Source organism: Collinsella aerofaciens (assembly GCF_015552075.1).
Classification (GTDB): domain Bacteria; phylum Actinomycetota; class Coriobacteriia; order Coriobacteriales; family Coriobacteriaceae; genus Collinsella; species Collinsella aerofaciens_Y.
Map to the genome: position 1 here is coordinate 21,748 of NZ_JADNDZ010000007.1, position 16,664 is coordinate 38,411.

Annotated in this window: 15 protein-coding genes; 8 read left to right on the forward strand and 7 right to left on the reverse strand. The window is 61.2% G+C overall.

Translation table 11 applies throughout. The features are described 5' to 3' along the window. Positions 1 to 137 precede the first annotated feature (137 nt). Both I2D41_RS00390 and I2D41_RS00395 read left to right on the forward strand, forming a co-directional pair. Positions 138 to 3,884, forward strand: a complete 3,747-nt coding sequence (locus I2D41_RS00390) for a phosphoribosylformylglycinamidine synthase (protein ID WP_195363177.1) — start codon at positions 138 to 140, stop codon at positions 3,882 to 3,884. A 99-nt stretch (positions 3,885 to 3,983) separates the two neighbouring features. Further along, positions 3,984 to 4,919, forward strand: coding sequence for a DMT family transporter (locus tag I2D41_RS00395; RefSeq protein WP_195363178.1), 936 nt, complete (start codon positions 3,984 to 3,986; stop codon positions 4,917 to 4,919). A 100-nt stretch (positions 4,920 to 5,019) separates the two neighbouring features. Here I2D41_RS00395 and I2D41_RS10160 read toward each other — a convergent pair whose 3' ends face one another. The 4 genes from I2D41_RS10160 to I2D41_RS00415 form a co-directional block, all read right to left on the reverse strand. Beyond that, a complete protein-coding gene (locus I2D41_RS10160; protein WP_195361638.1) occupies positions 5,020 to 6,162 on the reverse strand; it encodes a GGDEF domain-containing protein in 1,143 nt (380 codons plus the stop codon). 188 nt (positions 6,163 to 6,350) lie between these two features. Beyond that, entirely contained in the window at positions 6,351 to 7,373 is a 1,023-nt protein-coding gene (locus I2D41_RS00405) for a 2-keto-3-deoxygluconate permease (RefSeq protein ID WP_195363179.1), read from the reverse strand. A 141-nt stretch (positions 7,374 to 7,514) separates the two neighbouring features. Beyond that, a complete protein-coding gene (locus I2D41_RS00410) occupies positions 7,515 to 7,838 on the reverse strand; it encodes an AzlD domain-containing protein (RefSeq protein WP_195363195.1) in 324 nt (107 codons plus the stop codon). Next, positions 7,828 to 8,565 (reverse strand): AzlC family ABC transporter permease, encoded by a 738-nt coding sequence (locus I2D41_RS00415; protein ID WP_324249155.1) that lies wholly within the window; start codon positions 8,563 to 8,565, stop codon positions 7,828 to 7,830. The genes I2D41_RS00410 and I2D41_RS00415 overlap by 11 nt, the downstream gene beginning before the upstream one ends. Before the next feature lie 81 nt (positions 8,566 to 8,646). Between I2D41_RS00415 and I2D41_RS00420 the strand changes: the two genes are divergently transcribed. Next, entirely contained in the window at positions 8,647 to 9,459 is an 813-nt protein-coding gene (locus tag I2D41_RS00420) for an HD domain-containing protein (protein WP_195363181.1), read from the forward strand. Here the strand turns inward: I2D41_RS00420 and I2D41_RS00425 are convergent. Genes I2D41_RS00425 through I2D41_RS10165 form a run of 3 tightly spaced genes read right to left on the reverse strand, consistent with a single transcriptional unit; the run spans position 9,456 to position 13,081 of the window. Beyond that, positions 9,456 to 10,661 carry an electron transfer flavoprotein subunit alpha gene (locus I2D41_RS00425; RefSeq protein WP_195363182.1) on the reverse strand — a complete coding sequence of 402 codons (1,206 nt, stop codon included), beginning with the start codon at positions 10,659 to 10,661 and terminating at the stop codon, positions 9,456 to 9,458. The genes I2D41_RS00420 and I2D41_RS00425 overlap by 4 nt on opposite strands. Further along, positions 10,662 to 11,477 carry an electron transfer flavoprotein subunit beta/FixA family protein gene (locus I2D41_RS00430; protein ID WP_117769804.1) on the reverse strand — a complete coding sequence of 272 codons (816 nt, stop codon included), beginning with the start codon at positions 11,475 to 11,477 and terminating at the stop codon, positions 10,662 to 10,664. It abuts the gene before it with no gap. Between the two features lie 2 nt (positions 11,478 to 11,479). Beyond that, on the reverse strand, positions 11,480 to 13,081 hold the full coding sequence (locus I2D41_RS10165) for an FAD-binding oxidoreductase (protein WP_195363183.1): 1,602 nt from the start codon (positions 13,079 to 13,081) through the stop codon (positions 11,480 to 11,482). Between the two features lie 346 nt (positions 13,082 to 13,427). Between I2D41_RS10165 and I2D41_RS00440 the strand changes: the two genes are divergently transcribed. The 5 genes from I2D41_RS00440 (at position 13,428) to I2D41_RS00460 (ending at position 16,634) form a co-directional block, all read left to right on the forward strand. After that, a complete protein-coding gene (locus I2D41_RS00440) occupies positions 13,428 to 13,724 on the forward strand; it encodes a hypothetical protein (protein ID WP_117746255.1) in 297 nt (98 codons plus the stop codon). Further along, entirely contained in the window at positions 13,721 to 14,230 is a 510-nt protein-coding gene (locus I2D41_RS00445) for a hypothetical protein (protein WP_195363184.1), read from the forward strand. Before I2D41_RS00440 ends, I2D41_RS00445 begins: the two co-directional genes overlap by 4 nt. Positions 14,231 to 14,320: 90 nt before the next feature. Continuing rightward, positions 14,321 to 14,920, forward strand: coding sequence for a hypothetical protein (locus I2D41_RS00450; RefSeq protein WP_195363185.1), 600 nt, complete (start codon positions 14,321 to 14,323; stop codon positions 14,918 to 14,920). After that, positions 14,904 to 15,185, forward strand: coding sequence for a hypothetical protein (locus tag I2D41_RS00455; RefSeq protein WP_035137055.1), 282 nt, complete (start codon positions 14,904 to 14,906; stop codon positions 15,183 to 15,185). The genes I2D41_RS00450 and I2D41_RS00455 overlap by 17 nt, the downstream gene beginning before the upstream one ends. An 18-nt stretch (positions 15,186 to 15,203) precedes the next feature. Continuing rightward, a complete protein-coding gene (locus tag I2D41_RS00460) occupies positions 15,204 to 16,634 on the forward strand; it encodes a hypothetical protein (protein WP_195363186.1) in 1,431 nt (476 codons plus the stop codon). Positions 16,635 to 16,664: the final 30 nt, after the last annotated feature.

The window sequence follows — 16,664 nt, forward strand, 5'->3', positions numbered from 1 at the left end:
CTCAACGCGCCACGAGCTGTCGTATCATAGTGAGGTTTACAAACATGTGGCTCAAGGCGACCGCGAGGCTTGCCCCGCAAACCGACCGCTGCCGCATACCGTACCGTACGCCCAACCGATCAGGAAGGCAGGAACCAATGGTCTCTCGTATCTACGTGGAGAAGAAACCCGGGTTCGACGTCGAGGCTCAGCAGCTCAAGGGCGAGCTGACCGAAATTCTCGGCATCAAGGGCATCGAGGCCCTGAGGATCATCAACCGCTACGACGTCGAGGGCATCGACGAGGAGCTTTTCCGCTCCTGCGTGCCGACCGTCTTTAGCGAGCCCCAGGTCGATGTGACCTATGACGAGCTCCCTGCAAGCGATGGCGCCGTCTTTGCCGTCGAATTCCTGCCTGGCCAGTTTGACCAGCGCGCCGACTCCGCCAGCGAGTGCGTGCAGCTCATCAGCCAGGGCGAGCGCCCCGCCGTGCGCTCCGCCAAGGTCTATATGATCTCGGGCGCTCTGGACGAAGCCGCCATCGAGGCCATCAAGCACTACGTGGTGAACCCCGTCGAGGCGCGCATCGCCTCGCTCGACCTGCCCGAGACGTTGCACATTGAGACCCCCGAGCCCCAGCCCGTAGAAGTGCTCGACGGCTTCCGCGAGCTCGACGAGGCCGGCCTTGCCGCCTTTATCGCAGATCGCGGCCTTGCCATGGACGAGGCGGACATCGCCTTTTGCCAGCAGTACTTCCGCGATGAGGACCGCGACCCCACCATCACCGAGATCCGCGTGATCGACACCTACTGGTCCGACCACTGCCGCCACACCACCTTCGGCACCGTCCTGGAGGACGTGACGATCGATGACGCCGTGGTGCAGCAAGCCTTCGACCGCTACATGGAGATGCGCCACGAACTCGGCCGCGACGCCAAGCCCGTCTGCCTCATGGACATGGGCACCATCGGCGCCAAGTACCTTAAGAAGACCGGCGTCATGACCGATGTTGACGAATCCGAGGAGATCAACGCCTGCACCGTCAAGGTAAAGGTCGATGTCGATGGCGAGGACCAGGACTGGCTGTTCCTCTTTAAGAACGAGACCCATAACCATCCGACCGAGATCGAGCCCTTCGGCGGTGCCGCCACCTGCGTGGGCGGTGCCATCCGTGACCCGCTCTCGGGCCGCAGTTATGTGTACCAGGCCATGCGCGTCACCGGCGCCGGCGACCCCACCGTCCCGGTTTCCGAGACGCTCGAGGGCAAGCTGCCGCAGCGCAAGCTCGTGACCACTGCTGCTGCCGGCTACTCCAGCTACGGCAACCAGATCGGCCTTGCCACCGGTCAGGTCAACGAACTCTATCACCCCGGTTACGTGGCCAAGCGCATGGAGGTCGGCGCCGTCGTGGGCGCTACCCCGGCAAACCACGTTCGTCGCGAGTGCCCCGCCCCCACCGACAAGATCATCCTGCTGGGTGGCCGCACCGGCCGTGACGGCATCGGTGGCGCCACCGGCTCCTCCAAGACCCAGAACACCGAGTCCATCGAGACCTCGGGGGCCGAGGTCCAGAAGGGCAACGCCCCGGTCGAGCGCAAGCTGCAGCGTCTGTTCCGCCGCGGCGATGCCTGCCGTCTGATCAAGCGCTGCAACGACTTTGGCGCCGGCGGCGTCTCGGTCGCCGTGGGCGAGCTTGCCGACGGCCTGTATGTCGACCTGGACACTGTGACCAAGAAGTACGACGGCCTGGATGGCACCGAGCTCGCCATTTCCGAGTCCCAGGAGCGCATGGCCTGCGCCGTCGCCGACGGTGACGTCGAGGAATTCATGGGCTACGCCGCCGAGGAGAACCTGGAAGCAACCGTCATCGCCGAGGTTACCGCCGAGCCGCGCATGCGCATGGCCTGGAACGGCGTCGCCATCGTCGATCTGTCCCGCGAGTTCCTCAACTCCAACGGTGCGCCTAAGCACCAGGTTGCCCACGTCTGCGCCCGCAGCGTGTGGCAGCCCAGCTGGGCCGGCACCACGCTTGCCGAGCGCATGACCTCGCTTGTCACCGACCTCAACGTCGCCTCCAACAAGGGCCTTTCCGAGCGCTTCGACTCCACCATCGGCGCCGCGACCGTGCTCATGCCCTTTGGTGGCAAGACGCAGCTCACTCCGAGCTCTGCCATGGTCGCCAAGTTCCCCGTGGACGGCGAGACCACCACGGCGAGCGCTATGGCATGGGGCTTCAACCCCTATCTGATGGAGGCCGACCAGTTTGCGGGCGCCTACCTGTCCGTTGTCGAATCCATCGCCAAGCTCGTGGCCGCCGGCTTTGAGCACAAGCGCGCCTACCTCTCCTTCCAGGAGTACTTCGAGCGCCTGCGCACCGAGGCCGAGCGCTGGGGCAAGCCCATGGCTGCCGTCCTGGGCGCCCTTATGGCTCAGGTCGACCTGGGTGCCGGCGCCATCGGCGGCAAGGACTCCATGAGTGGCTCGTTTGAGGACGAGGCCGGCGAGCTCAACGTTCCGCCGACCCTGATCAGCTTCGCTGTCGCCGTGGGCAAGGCGGCCCGCGCCGTCTCCCCCGAGTTCAAGGGCCTGACGCACCGCGTCGTCCGTATCGCCCCCGCCACCTATGGCGAGGACTACCGGCCCGATGCCCAGCAGCTGCTCGCCGCGTTTGACGCCGTCGAGGCGCTCACTGCTACCGGTAACGCCCTGGCCATCTCCACGCCCGGCTACGGCTGCGGCGCCGAGAGCCTCTTTAAGATGTGCGTCGGTAACCAGATCGGCATCGAGCTTGCCGATGATGTAGACGTAGAGAGCCTCTTCACCCCGCTCTACGGCAGCTTTATCGTCGAGCTCGCCGAGGATGCCGAGCTGCCCGAGGTCGCCGACGGCGTTGTCGTCGAGCCCCTGGGCACCACCGTCGAGGGCTATGTCATCGACACCGGCTCCGAGGTCATCGAGCTCTCCGAGCTCCAGGAGGCCTGGGAGAGCGGCATCGAGGGCGTCTTTGCCTACCGCAGCGCCGACGAGACCCCCGAGGTCGAGACCATCGGCTTCCGTGCCAAGGACATCCACGTGTACAGCGGCGCCAAGATCGCCCGTCCGCGCGTGATCATCCCCGTGTTCCCCGGCAACAACTGCGAGTACGACAGCGCCCGCGCCTTCCGTGCCGCCGGTGCCGAGGCCGACACCTTCGTGATCAACAACCTCACGCCCGAGGCCGTCGCCGAGAGCACCCACGAGCTTGCCCGCCGCATCCGCGCAAGCCAGATTGTCATGATCCCCGGCGGCTTCTCGGGCGGCGACGAGCCCGACGGCTCCGCCAAGTTCATCACGGCGTTCTTCCGCGCTCCCGAGGTCACCGAGGCAGTCCGCGACCTGCTCAAGGCTCGCGATGGCCTGATGCTGGGCATCTGCAACGGCTTCCAGGCCCTGATCAAGCTCGGTCTGGTGCCCTACGGCGACATCGTCGACGCCACGCCCGATGCGCCCACGTTGACGTTCAACACCATCGGTCGCCACCAGAGCCGTCTGGTGCGTACCCGCATCTCGTCCAACCTGTCCCCGTGGCTGTCGCAGTGCAGCCTGGACGACCCCTACACCGTCGCCATCAGCCACGGCGAGGGCCGCTTTGTCGCCAACGACGAAGTGCTCGCCCAGCTGATCGCCAACGGCCAGGTCGCCACGCAGTACGTGGGCGAGGACGGCAAGCCCAGCATGGATCTCTCCGTCAACCCCAACGGCTCCGCACTCGCCATCGAGGGCATCACGAGCCCCGACGGCCGCGTCCTGGGCAAGATGGGCCATGCCGAGCGTCGCGGCGACAACCTGTACCGCAACGTGCCCGAGCATGTCCCCGGCGATAAGTTCATGCCGATCTTTGAGAGCGGCGTGGCCTACTTCGCTTAAACCTTTCCCATCAGGTACAATCCCTTCGGGTAACAACACCCGCCACCGACACATCCGGTGGCGGGTTCTTTTTTACTTCGCGCATGTAGGAAGGACATCATGGAAAGCCGCAAACCGTATCTCGCCACCCTGCCCGGACTCATCCTGGGCTGTCTTGTTTGCTGTGCACTCTGGGGATCGGCCTTTCCCTGCATCAAGATCGGCTACGCACTCTTTAGCATCCCAGCGCACGATAGCGCTTCGCAGCTGCTCTTTGCAGGTTTACGCTTTACGCTTGCCGGCGCCCTGGTTATCGTTGGGATGAGCGCGGCCCAACGCCGCCCCCTCATACCGCAAGCGCGCGACATCAAGCCCATCTTTGTCTTGTCGCTCTTCCAGACTATCGGGCAGTACTTCTTTTTCTATCTGGGCCTCTCGCGCGCCAGCGCCATGTCGAGCTCCATCATCGAGGCCAGCGCCAACTTCCTCGCAATCCTCTTTGCCGCCCTGGCATTTCACACCGAGAAGCTCAATACGGCCAAGGTGCTTGGCTGTGCGCTGGGCTTTGCCGGCGTCGCGCTCGTCAACCTTTCGGGCGCGGACGGCACCTTTGGCTTTACGCTCGACGGCGAGGGCTTTATCTTGGCTTCCACTGTTGCAGGCGCCCTATCGACCTGCCTGATCGGCATCTTCTCGCGCGAGCACGACGGCGTCTTGCTTGCCGGGTGGCAGTTTTTAGTCGGTGGCGTGGTCCTTACCGCCATCGGGTTTTTGATGGGCGGCACGTTGTCCCCCACCGAAATCGCCCCCGCCATCGCGCTCATCATTTATATGGCACTCATTTCCGCCGTCGCGTACTCGCTGTGGTCGCGCCTGCTTGCCGTCAACCCCGTCAGCCGCGTCTCGGTCTTTGGGTTTATGAACCCCGTCTTTGGTGTGGTGCTGAGCGCGCTGCTGCTCGGCGAGGGCGCTGGCACGAGCCCCGTTACCGTCATCGTTGCCCTGCTGTTGGTCTGCAGCGGCATCATCATCGTCAACAGGCCCAAAAAGGCCTAACGAGCTGCCCTAATTTAGCAGAAGGGATTCACATACTTTAGCTTAATGGAGTACATCGGTGAGCCGAGGGGCGCCACGCACGCCAGCGTGCGCCCTTTTCCTAGCGTATCTGGACGCCGGCCTTCTTTTTCTCGGCCTTGACGCGGTAGAGCTCCGCGTCGGCAGCGCGAAGCAAGTCTTGCCAGGTATCGACGCCGTCACCGACCCGTGCGTAGCCGATGGACATCCGCAACAGATACGGCACCTCGGCGCGCGCGAGCTCGTCGTTGATTGCCGCGCACAGACGTATGATGTCCTGTTCCGCTGCCGCCTTTTGAAGGACTACGAACTCATCGCCGCCATAACGTGCGATAAAGCTGCCAGACGCCGTGCAGACCTTTTTGAGCGCAGCAGATAAGACCTGAAGAGCATGATCACCCTCCACATGTCCATAGCGATCGTTAATCTGCTTAAAGCCGTCAGCGTCCATCATGAGAAGATACACATCGTCCGTATGACCAACATTTGAGAAGAGCGACAGCATATAGGTCTCAAAACGGTTGCGATTGTTGAGGCCAGTCAACGGGTCGGTCGAGATGAGCTGCTCCTGGCAGATGATATAGAGCAGCAACATGCTAATCATTATGCCGACACAAAGGCCAGGCACCGAGTATACGATCTGAAAGGTACCGCCCACCAGGGCCGGAATGGCGAAAAATGCTAAGGTTCGATAGATAGCCTTCGTCTGCAGGCTCTCGACCCTGCGAGATTGCACAAACGCATGCAGGGACGTATGTATAACGTAACAGTAGCTGACAATGGGCTGGATCATATAGGCAAAGCCGCGACGATACACGCCCTGCGAATCGATATAGAACAGGGCGTGCGTCCAGTAACTGGTAAAAGCCAGCACGACCACCAGAGCCGTAGGCAACGTTACAAGCACCACCCTATAGCGCGAGGTCACAAGGTGAGAACCCTGCATCGTCTCGGAATAGATAAACCAAATGAGACACGCGATGGCGAAGAGCGAAAACGAAACCGCGTTGGAAATCCAGTTGGCTGCAATGCCCAACGTGCCGTCCACACCATCCGAAAGCGTCCAGATCATATCGAAGAAAATGTAGGCAGCAGACGTGTAGCCCAGCATGCTAAACAAAAGCTGCTGGGTGCTCGAGAACAGGGAGCGACGGCTTCGTACGGCAAGCCCGATAAGAACAATCATGCATAGCAGGAATATCTCAATCTTGAGTGCCTTAACCACTAGACGCCCTCCCTTCAATATCCAAGTGGTCAGAATCGCCCGATTCGTGTCTGGGCAATAAACGCCCCTTTCTCCGCAGGGGTAAGGGGAATAATAGCAGAGCGCCCGAACGTCACTGCAAGACAGCTCTCGTTCGGGCGCTCAAACGGCGCGAGTTGCACGCCGGAATCATTGATGGGTATCGATTGCTACTCGCCATCGATGTCGGCCGCGACAGCCTCCTCGATGGCCTCGACACCGGCAGGCGACAGGTCTTCCTTGCCCTGGCAGAACTTCTTATCGACCCAGCCGGTCAGAATCGGGGCCATGATTGCCGTGATGATGACGGCGGTGGCGATCTGCGCATACGCGGTGGGCGCAAGCTCGGCATAGCGCGGAGCGACCTCGGCGAGGGCGACCGGCGTGGTCATGGCCGTGCCGGCAATGGTGGAGCATGCCACAGCCGCCTTACCGTTGCCGCCACACAAGCGCTCGAAGGCAAAGGTAATGGGACCGACGATAAAGAGCGTGATGAGGCCCAGCAGGATACCCGAAATACCGCCGGTGATAAAGCTCGAAAGGCTCATGGACGCACCGAGCTGAAAGCCGATAACGGCGATCGCGGGATTGGCGCCGGGGACCAGCAGGTTCTTGATAAACGGGAACAAGTTGCCCAGGACCATGCCAATAACGAGTGGCAAGATGGAGCCGATGATGGTACCAACGGGAATGTTGGCAAGACCCGAAACACCAAGGATGATCATCGTGACGGCGGGGCCGGCCGTAAAGAACAGGATACCGACGGCGCCCTGCTCGGACTCATCGCCGAACTCGCCCATGATGCCCGTATAGAGCGCCATGTTGCAAAACGTGATGCCGCCGATGATAGACACGGAGCTCAGACCCAGGAAGTTGTCGTTAAAGAAATATGCCACGCCTAGGCCGAGAGCCGCTGCGACGACCAGCTTGGGAATCAGTACGACAATGCCAGTCTTGATGGCGTCCGGCGTGGACTTGAAGCTGATGCCGGCGCCCACAAAAAGCAGGATCGCGGCGACGATGGTATTGGAGCCACCGCGGCAGGCAGCCGTAAAGAAGCCGCCAATCTCAAAGACCTGCGGGCAGAAGGTGTTGAGCAAAAGACCGACGATCATCGGGTAAATCATGATGTCGCCCGGGATGCGCGGGACCCTGAATTTCTTTTGCTCGTTGGCGGTTGCTTCCTGTGCCATGAAACCCCCATTTCCGCTGACGCAGAACAAAAGCCCACGTCACGCTTTGCTACAGTAAAGTTTGACCATGGTACCAGAAGAAGCAGGCCGGCTCGGTGAGAAATTCGATTCGTTGGCCAGGACGGTAAGCGCGCCCTGCTTTTATACAAGACTCAAAACGATATAGAACACGATGCCCGAGAAGCAGCACCACAACATCGACTTTGTCTTAATTGCCACCGCCACGACGCCGGCGGCCGCAATCCAGGGAATCAAGCCTCGCCACAAGCCGGCGTCAAAAGCGCCGGGGTTTATCAAATCATTAGCGACCAGCGCCGCGAAGGCGGCGGGCGGAATATAACCCAAGGCCTCGGTAACGCGGGGCGACAGCGTTCTCCCGCGCAACGCAAACGCCGGGGCAATGCGGAAAAATGCGATGGCCGCCCACGACGACAGCCACAGGACCAAAAACTCATTAACGGGCATCGCGAGCACCCCTTCCTTCGGCGAGAGCATCGCACGCAAGCGCCGCGGCAACGCCGACGAGCACGCTTACCGGCACGGCGATATTCGTCCACCCCAAGAACTTGCATATGGCAACGGACACCGCAGCCAAACTGGCAGCTACGACATTGCCGCTCGACAGTCGCTGCGAAAAGAGCAGGCAGATAAAGAGCGAGGTGCAGACAAAACCCGCGATAGCGGTGGGAACATCGACAACGGCGCCGACGATGGCGCCCGTCGTACACGAAACGCCCCATGTTGCGATAAGGATCACGTTGAGCACGAAGGACTCACGCGGGCCCCAATCCTCCCCTTCAACCAACTTGGCAAGCGAGATGCCGTATGCCTCCTCGGTAAGTGTCGCGGCAACAGCCAGCGTCTGACGCTTCGAGGCACCCCTCAGATGCGGCGCGATCGATGCCGAGTAAAGCGCAAAACGCGAGGAGATTGCGGCGACGCTCGCGACGATCGATGCTGCAGGCACACCCGCCAACCACAGGTTGCAGATCATAAACTGCCCGCTGCCCGTCACAAACGTGCTGCTCAGAGCAAAGACCATCCAGGGCTCCATTCCCGTCTGCCCCATGATCATTCCGCACGACGCGGCTATCGCAACATAGGTAAGCATCACCGGCCAGACGGTTCTAACGATTTTGAGCACCATACGCTTCTCATCCTGACAAGGTCTCCGAGCCGCATGTAACGACATGGCAGAATCATCATCCGACAGCAACCGAGTTCACCTACAATTGCCACCGGATCGAAAGACACAACTTTTTAGGAAGTCATTATGACAGCTATCGATCGAGACCGGGCGCGCGCGGCCTTCAAAAGCTACACCGATGCCTACGACGCCACCAACCCACGCATCGCGCTCAAAATCGAGCATACGTACCACGTGGCCGAGTCATGCGATGCCGTAGCGCGCGAGCAGGGCTGGTCACCGCAGGACATTGACCTGGCGTGGCTTTGCGGCCTGCTGCACGATATGGGTCGCTTTGAACAGCTGCGACGCTGGGACACGTTTAAGGATGCCGAAAGCATGAGCCATGCGGCGTTGGGCGTCGAAGTCCTCTTTGGCGAGAATCCCGCCAATGCGCCCGCCGTAACGAGCATCCGCGACTTTATCGATGACCCAGCAGAAGATGAGCTCATCCGAGCGAGCATTGCCTATCACAGCGATTTCCGTCTACCCGCGCAGCTCGACGAGCGCACGCGGAGCTTCTGCGATATCGTGCGCGATGGTGACAAGATTGACATTATGCGCGCCATCGCCGACAGCACCGTCGACACCATCCTCAAGGTTGATGAGGACACATTTCTCGCCAGCCGCTTCTCGACACCGGCGCTTACCGCCTTTGACGAGCACCGCTGCGTCGCACGCGACGAACGCGATGAGCCCGCCGACTTCTTGGTGGGGCTTATCTGCTTTATGTTTGAGCTCGTCTATCCGGCAAGCCGCGCGCTGGCGCGCGAGCAGGGCGATATCTACCGCCTGCTCGACGCACCCTTTGGCATTGTGCGCCCCTTTACCGATCCCGCCACGCAAGCGACCTGGGAGCGCTTAAAGGACGAGATGCGCGACTGGCTGGCGCGCGCCTAGCGCTCGAGCTGGGCCAGGAGCTCCTCGACGACTTCGACGGCGTCGCCGACAACTTTGTACTGCGCAGCGCCAAAGATGGGAGCATCCGGGTCCTCGTTGACGGCGATGATGCACTCCGCGCCGCCGATGCCGGCTAGGTGCTGGATAGCACCCGAAACGCCGATGCTCACGAGGAGCTTAGGCGAAACCGACACGCCGGTCTGGCCAATCTGGTGGCGGTACTCCAGCCAACCCGCCTCCACGACGGGACGCGTGCAACCAAGCTCGGCACCCAGCGCATCGGCGAGCTTTCGCATCAGAGGCAGATTCTTCTTGGAGCCAATGCCGCGGCCCACCACGACCAGGCGCTCGGCATCGGCAATTGATGCCTGCTGCCCCCACTCCTCGGCTGGAATCGAGATCTTGACGCGGGCCTTAACATCATCCGCCAGCGATACCTGGGTAATCGTGCCAGAGCGGCCGTAATCAAACTCGGGCGCTCCAAAGATGCCGGGACGCACCGTTGCCATCTGGGGACGATGATTGGGGCAGATAATGGTGGCCATCAAGTTGCCGCCAAACGCCGGGCGCGTCTGCTGCAGTAGGCCCGACTCCGCATCCATCGAAAGCACGGTGCAGTCGGCCGTAAGACCCGTCTGCGAACGCACGGCAACGCCGGGTGCCAGTTCGCGACCAAAAGCGGTTGCACCATATAGGATGGCCTCGGGTTTGCGTTCGGCTGCCAAATCGCAGATCAAGCGGGCGTAGACCTCCGCATCGTTTTGGCGCAGGCGCTCGTCGCGACAGACCAGGACTTCGTCGGCGCCCGCGCAAACCAGATGCTCCAGGTCCCCAAGCGAGCCCTCGGGGCTCATGCCGACCAGTGCCACCAGACGGCAGCCGCGAGCATCGGCAAGCTCGCGCCCCTTGCCCATGAGCTCGTAGGCCACGGGAGCCACGGCATCGTGCTCGTCAGTCTGCACGAAGACCCAAATGTCTCGATATGCATCAAGGTCCACCGCACCAGCGGCCTCGTCACGCTCGATCGAGATAGCATTGACGGGGCAGGCGTCGACGCACCCACCGCATAGGATGCAGCCGTCAGTTACGCGGGCGCATCGGTTGGGTCGCTCGCCTTCCACTACGATGCCGCCCGAGGCACAGGCGCGAACGCAGCGACCGCAGCCGATACAGGCTTCGCTATCGATAATCAGTCCGCTCATCTATGCCATCCCCTCGATAATCTTGGCAAGCTTTGCCGCCTGCTCGGACGCCGTCCCCTCAACGGCCTCGCACGTTTGGTCACGGTCGGGCACAAACGAGCGCACGACCTGTGTCGGCGACCCGGCAAGACCGCAACGCGCGGGGTCGGCGTTCACGTCGGCGGCACTGACCACGCGCACGTCCGCCTCCTCCGCCGCGCGAATACCGGCAATACTCGGCATACGCAACTGGCCAATCTCCTTGGCAGTCGTCATCGCGCACGGCATCTCAAGGTACACCGTCTCCTCGCCAGCATCGCATCCGTGAACGAGCGCCAGCGAGCCACAGGTCGTAAAGCCCGCGCTCTGCACGCAGCTCACGTCGGTCACGCAGGGAATATCAAAGGCACCGGCAAGCTCGGGACCAATCTGGGCCGTATCGCCATCCACCGCCATCTTGCCGCAGATGAGCAGGTCGAAGTCCTCGTCGAGCGCCTCGATGCCGCACTTGAGGGCATAGGTGGTTGCCAGGGTATCGGCACCTGCAAAGGCGCGATCGGTCAGCAGCAGCGCATCGTCGGCGCCTCGAGCGATGCAGTCGCGCAGCAGCGACTCGGTCGCGGGGATGCCCATCGACACCACCGTCACGCGCACATCCATGCCAAAGCCGATAAAGTCGTCCTTCAGCGCCAGCGCGCATTCCAAAGCGCTCGCATCAAAGGGATTAATGACCGCCTGCTTGCCATCGCGCACGATGGTATTGGTCTTGGGGTCCATCTTGACCTCAGTGCTGCCCGGCACGGCCTTGACGCACACCACCATATGGAAATCGCTCATCTTCACGCGCCCCCTTTCTGGACGAGCTCATCCAAGAGCTTCTCCGAAAACAGGTTACCGCGACCCAGCTGCCCGGCAGGATCGAGCTGGAGCTTGAGCCGCGCCGACTCGACCATGGCCTCGTGACCGTACATCGTCTCCAAGAAGCCCGCCTTGATCTTGCCGACGCCGTGTTCTGCGGAGACGGCACCGCCCATGGCCGTGACCTCGGAAGCCCACTGGGCAAAGAGTTCTGCGCCGCGGCGATAATCCTGTGCATCGCGCGGCAGAATGTTCACATGCAGATGGTTGTTACCGATATGCCCCCAGGCGGCAGATTCAAGCCCACTTTCCGCCAGCGTGCGGCGATAGAGGGCGATAACATCGGCCAAGTGCGCGTTGGGCACCGACATGTCCGAACCCAGTTTGGTGATGGTGGGATCCATGCGGCGGCGCTCGTCGATGAGCATGTTGACGCTCTCGGGCACCGCATGGCGGAAGAATCGCCGACACTCGCGATCGACCTCGGTGCGCGCGACCCATGTCGCATCGTCACTGCCGCCCGCAAGCTCCAGTACCCACCCCAAGTGATACAGCTCCTCAGTCGCCTGGGCTTCGTCGTCGCAGTCGAGCTCCACGTAGACACAGACCTTGGCGTCTTTGTCGAGCGCAGGCAGCGAGGCAAACGCCGTCGACTGCTCACGCTGACGACGCAGGATATCCAGGGCGCCAGCATCGAAGTACTCGATGGCAGCCGCATGGGACAGGACGGGACGCACAGAATCGGTGAAGGACACGGCCTTGTCTTCGCTGTCGAAGAAGCAGCTCACGCCCCAAACGACCGCGGGTGCCACCTGCAGGGCAATCTCGAGTTCGGTGATGACACCGATTGTGCCACACGCACCGATAAACAGATCGATGGCATCCATATCGTCAGCAACGAAATAGCCCGAAGCATTTTTTGTCTTGGGCATGGTATAGCCGGGAAGATCGAGCTCGAGTGTACGGCCCGCTGCCGTCACGAGCGACAGGTGGCGGCCCTGGGCAAAAGCCTCGCCGCGCCGAAGCTCAAGCAAATCGCCATCAGCCAGCACGACGTGGAGTCCCGTGATATGTGGGCGCATGGGGCCGTAGGCGTAGCTGCGGGCACCGGAGGCGTTACATGCCGCCATGCCGCCCAGACAGGCAGACGCCTCGGTGGGATCGGTGGGAAAGAACTGCTCGGGAGCCTCTTGGAACTCCTCGTAGGCCTCAAGCGATGCCTGGTCCCAACCAGCGGTCGGCAGCACCTTCTTGCTCAGCTGCTTGCGCAGCTCCGAGAGCACAACGCCCGGCTCCACGCGCAGCAAAAATTGGCCTTGTTCATCGCGGCGAAGGCCCAAGTAGCGATTCATACGGGAAGTATTGAGGATATGCCCGCCGTGGGGCACGGCACCGGCGGCAAGGCCGGTTCGGGCGCCCTGAACCGTTACCGGGACACGCTCGGCATGGAGCTTTTCCAAAATGGCACGGACCTCGTCTTCCGTTGTCGGAAACGAGATGCTCGATGCTTCGCCCGATGCGCGAGATTCATCGCGGCCATACTCTTCGAACTCGTCGGTGAAGGGTTTGATGGTTACAGACACGCGAACTCCTCCTTTAGCTAACTACAGTGTTTGCAGGGAGATGTTACCGCATCGTTTCGTCGACGTGTTCGAGACCGTCTCCATAATTGGCGATTTTTACGTTCGTGCAATTCGGCGAGCGGCTGGATTTCCTCGGCAGACGATGCTTTTAATACATATGGCCCCGCCGTCACTGACCGCGCGATTGCCGCTCGAAAAAAGTTGGAGTATTTTTTGCCGCCTTTTACCTGCGGAGACGCCAATCCGTCAAGCATTTGGTCAGCAATTGGTCAAGTAACGGCTGATACGGTCGGCATCGACAGCCAAAACCGACAGAAGTTTTGGCCCCAGAAGCAGGGAGGTTCCCATGGCATATTACTGGCCCCAGTACGGCATCGCCATCGAAGTCGACGACGATCCCCATCTCCTGCCTTTCGACGAAGAGGCATTCCCCGATACGACGGTCTACCACGTTACCACCGATGTGATCTGCGACCCCGAGTCGTTCTCGGCGCTCGCCCACCGCATCGCGCATATCCACGACATCGAGCTCCCTCCCGACTTCGACGAGCTTGTCTACTCACGCCGCCTGATGCTTCACATGCTCTTTGGAGCGAACCCGTCCACCTTTGCGCGCATCTATACCGCCAAGGATGCCGCATGAGCGCGAAGAAGCCACCCCACTTTGCAGGCCTGGGTCGTCGCAAGAAGCTCATCGTTGCCTGCTTGGCCATCGTCTGTGCCCTTGTCGCCGTAGGACTATACGCTTGGCAGTCGCAGCCCGTACCCGAGGCGGGCGCTTCGGTTACGACGGCCGAGGGCAAAACGCGTCAGGAAATCCAAGATGAGCTCGACGCCATAGTCCGCGACAACATGATGACGATTTCGGTCGCACCGGTCGCTCAGCTGCAGGAGGACGGCAAGCTGCGCGTCAACGTGCAAAACGTCCAAGACAATAAATTTCCCCAGCGATTCCGCGTCATCCAAAACGACGAGACCATGTACGAATCCGGTGTGGTCGAGACCGGTAAGACAATCGAGACGTGCCCCGCCGGCGACATCAAAGAAGGCGAGGCGTACATCGAGATCCAGGCACTCGATGCCAAGACCCTCGACAGCCACGGCAATCCGACACGTGTCAAGGTGCGGGTTGAGCAAACCGAGAACTAGCTTTTCCAGTCGACGCGACACCGCACGCAATTCACCAGCATTCGTCCAATCATCGCGGGGACGGCCCGCGGCGAATAGAAAGGAACGACCATGGACATCACCAGGAACATGAACGGAGCCAGAGCGCTCGTCGTGGGCGCAGGGCTCGCGCTCGCGCTCGCAATGGGCGCCGTCCCGACGCCAGCTATGGCAGCCGGGCGCGTTGGAACCACGAAAGTAATGGTCAGGACCGAGATCGACAACGTTGAGTTCAAAGTTCCGACGGTTATTCCCTTCGTCGCCAAGGCCGACGGCACGCTTCAGGGCCCCTCAGAAGACGCGACCACCATCGACAATCATTCGGCCTACGGCATCCATGTCACCAACATGAAGATCGACGCCATGAACACCTGGACCATTGCCGCCGACGCCAAGGCCGGAACCGCACAGAACTCCATCGACTTTAAGGTCGGCCCCGACGGCGCACTCCAAAACGCCAGCGCCGCAATGCAGGAGACGGGCCTCGATCTTTCCAAGAACGCAGCCTTCGACATGGGCTACCAGGGCATTGCCGGCGGCACGGACAAAATTAAGCTCAAGACAAGCGGAAACGTCGCCCGCGTCACGCGCGACATCTTCCGCGTAACCGGCGAAGGCGATCAGGTTGCAACGATCACCTGGACGGTCGAGCCCGGTGCGCACACGGCATAAGGCCGTCGCCCTGGCCGCCGCCGTCAGCATCCTAGCGTTTGGGCCAGCCATGGCCTTTGCCCAGCAAGAACAGGCGCAGGCCGCCACGCAAGTGACGGTCGACCTCTCGGAGCTCGACCGCGGCGACCGCGAGGAACCGTTGGCGCAGACAGGCGACAGACGATGGCTCTTGGCAGCAGGCGCCACAGCAGCAGGCGCGGGAACCGCCGGCCTCGGTCTGCACATCAAACGCAGCCAGAAACAAAACACGGACAGGCCGCACTAAATTAGCTAAGGAGACCCCATGGCATCGAAGAACCTTTTGCCCGTCGTCGCACTCTGCGGCGCGCTCGCAACCGGAACGTCTGTCGCCGCTTGGGCGGCTCCCGTCATGGCAGACTCTTTACCAGCAGCCCTAAGTTCCGCACCAAATCCATCGAGCGCCATTGCGTGCAAGCGTTTTTCGATCGCACAGGCCGCAATCTCGACCTCGGGATGTCTTCGTCGTAATACGGACGGCTCGATAGTCGTGGATATCGATCGTTCGAACAAGGCAAACGGCTCCCGGGCGGGGTGCGCCGTCTGCACGTGGCGCTCGGCTGTGCTCGATGCAGATGGCGATCCATGCAATTTAGAGCTGCGCATCGACATCGCTTCGGTCGATGACTCGGCGAACGGAGCGAAGGTCGCCTTCGACGGTACGTTTTTTGAGAAAGGAGGCGGTATATGTCTGGGCGTCGCCGCCGCGAATGCAGACGATGCGCAGCCCACCCTCTCATTCACGGCATCATTGCGGCTGACCAAAGCCGGCACCGATGCCATCGCGGCGGGAGAAGCGTCCCTGCTGTTCTACGCCGTCAGTACCAAAGACACAGACGCTCATTTCGAGAAGCCAGCCGGATCACTCAGCCTTACACGAGGGATAGAGGCAGGTCCTTTTGAAATCGATTCCCACGCGCAAAGCAGGCAACGCATTCTTGCCGACCCGGCGCTTCTCGAAATGGAGTGGAACGGATCCGGAGCTATCGGAATTCTCCCCTCCGCGTTTGACGCCAAGACGCTCCCCCCAAACGACGAACCCATCAACGCAACCATACAAGAAGAGAGCGCGGACAAAGAAGCAGGTGCGGGCGACACGCCGTCGCCGACAAACAGCGTCCCAGCTTCTCTCGAAGCACCGAATGAACCCGCTACCGATCCAAACGATTCCGAACTCGCGGACAGTCTGGGGCTTGCTGATCCTCAAGAGATCGATGAAGGTAACTGCTGCGTGCTTGCCGCGCTCGACCACACAGAGGTCATCGACGCTGCGAACATCGAAGTTGCCGCCGCCAATCAACCCGTCCGCAAGTCGGCCATCATCGCATTTCCCGAATCCATCGAAGTCGTCTTTTTGCCATCGGGCGAGGTCGTGGCCCCAACACTGCTCACCTTGTTGGGCGCCAAGAATACTCGAAACGAAATTAAAAAGGTCACGGTTGTCGACCCTGCAACCACCGCCAAGCTGCGTCTATACGCCGTTGCTCCAGATGGAGGCAAGACCTTGGAATTCGATGGCGACACACTCCTAGCCTGGCGGCGTCTGGACATTATGCAAGACGTCTCGTATCAGATCGAACTCGAAGGGTTTGATCGTGCCCGCGATGCCAATATCATCGCCGCGGCTATTGAATTCCCGCAGCGGCTTATGACACTGCGCTTTGAATACTATCCCTATGTCCCGACAACCACCTGAGGCTTAAATGCTGCGCATCATTCCTAACAC

Bases quoted from the DNA above. Each gene is read 5' to 3' on its own strand.
- I2D41_RS00390 (WP_195363177.1), top strand. From the start codon at position 138: ATGGTCTCTCGTATCTACGTGGAGAAGAAACCCGGGTTCGACGTCGAG.
- I2D41_RS00395 (WP_195363178.1), top strand. From the start codon at position 3,984: ATGGAAAGCCGCAAACCGTATCTCGCCACCCTGCCCGGACTCATCCTG.
- I2D41_RS00405 (WP_195363179.1), bottom strand. From the start codon at position 7,373: ATGGCACAGGAAGCAACCGCCAACGAGCAAAAGAAATTCAGGGTCCCG.
- I2D41_RS00410 (WP_195363195.1), bottom strand. From the start codon at position 7,838: ATGCCCGTTAATGAGTTTTTGGTCCTGTGGCTGTCGTCGTGGGCGGCC.
- I2D41_RS00415 (WP_324249155.1), bottom strand. From the start codon at position 8,565: ATGTCGTTACATGCGGCTCGGAGACCTTGTCAGGATGAGAAGCGTATG.
- I2D41_RS00420 (WP_195363181.1), top strand. From the start codon at position 8,647: ATGACAGCTATCGATCGAGACCGGGCGCGCGCGGCCTTCAAAAGCTAC.
- I2D41_RS00425 (WP_195363182.1), bottom strand. From the start codon at position 10,661: ATGAGCGGACTGATTATCGATAGCGAAGCCTGTATCGGCTGCGGTCGC.
- I2D41_RS00430 (WP_117769804.1), bottom strand. From the start codon at position 11,477: ATGAGCGATTTCCATATGGTGGTGTGCGTCAAGGCCGTGCCGGGCAGC.
- I2D41_RS00440 (WP_117746255.1), top strand. From the start codon at position 13,428: ATGGCATATTACTGGCCCCAGTACGGCATCGCCATCGAAGTCGACGAC.
- I2D41_RS00445 (WP_195363184.1), top strand. From the start codon at position 13,721: ATGAGCGCGAAGAAGCCACCCCACTTTGCAGGCCTGGGTCGTCGCAAG.
- I2D41_RS00450 (WP_195363185.1), top strand. From the start codon at position 14,321: ATGGACATCACCAGGAACATGAACGGAGCCAGAGCGCTCGTCGTGGGC.
- I2D41_RS00460 (WP_195363186.1), top strand. From the start codon at position 15,204: ATGGCATCGAAGAACCTTTTGCCCGTCGTCGCACTCTGCGGCGCGCTC.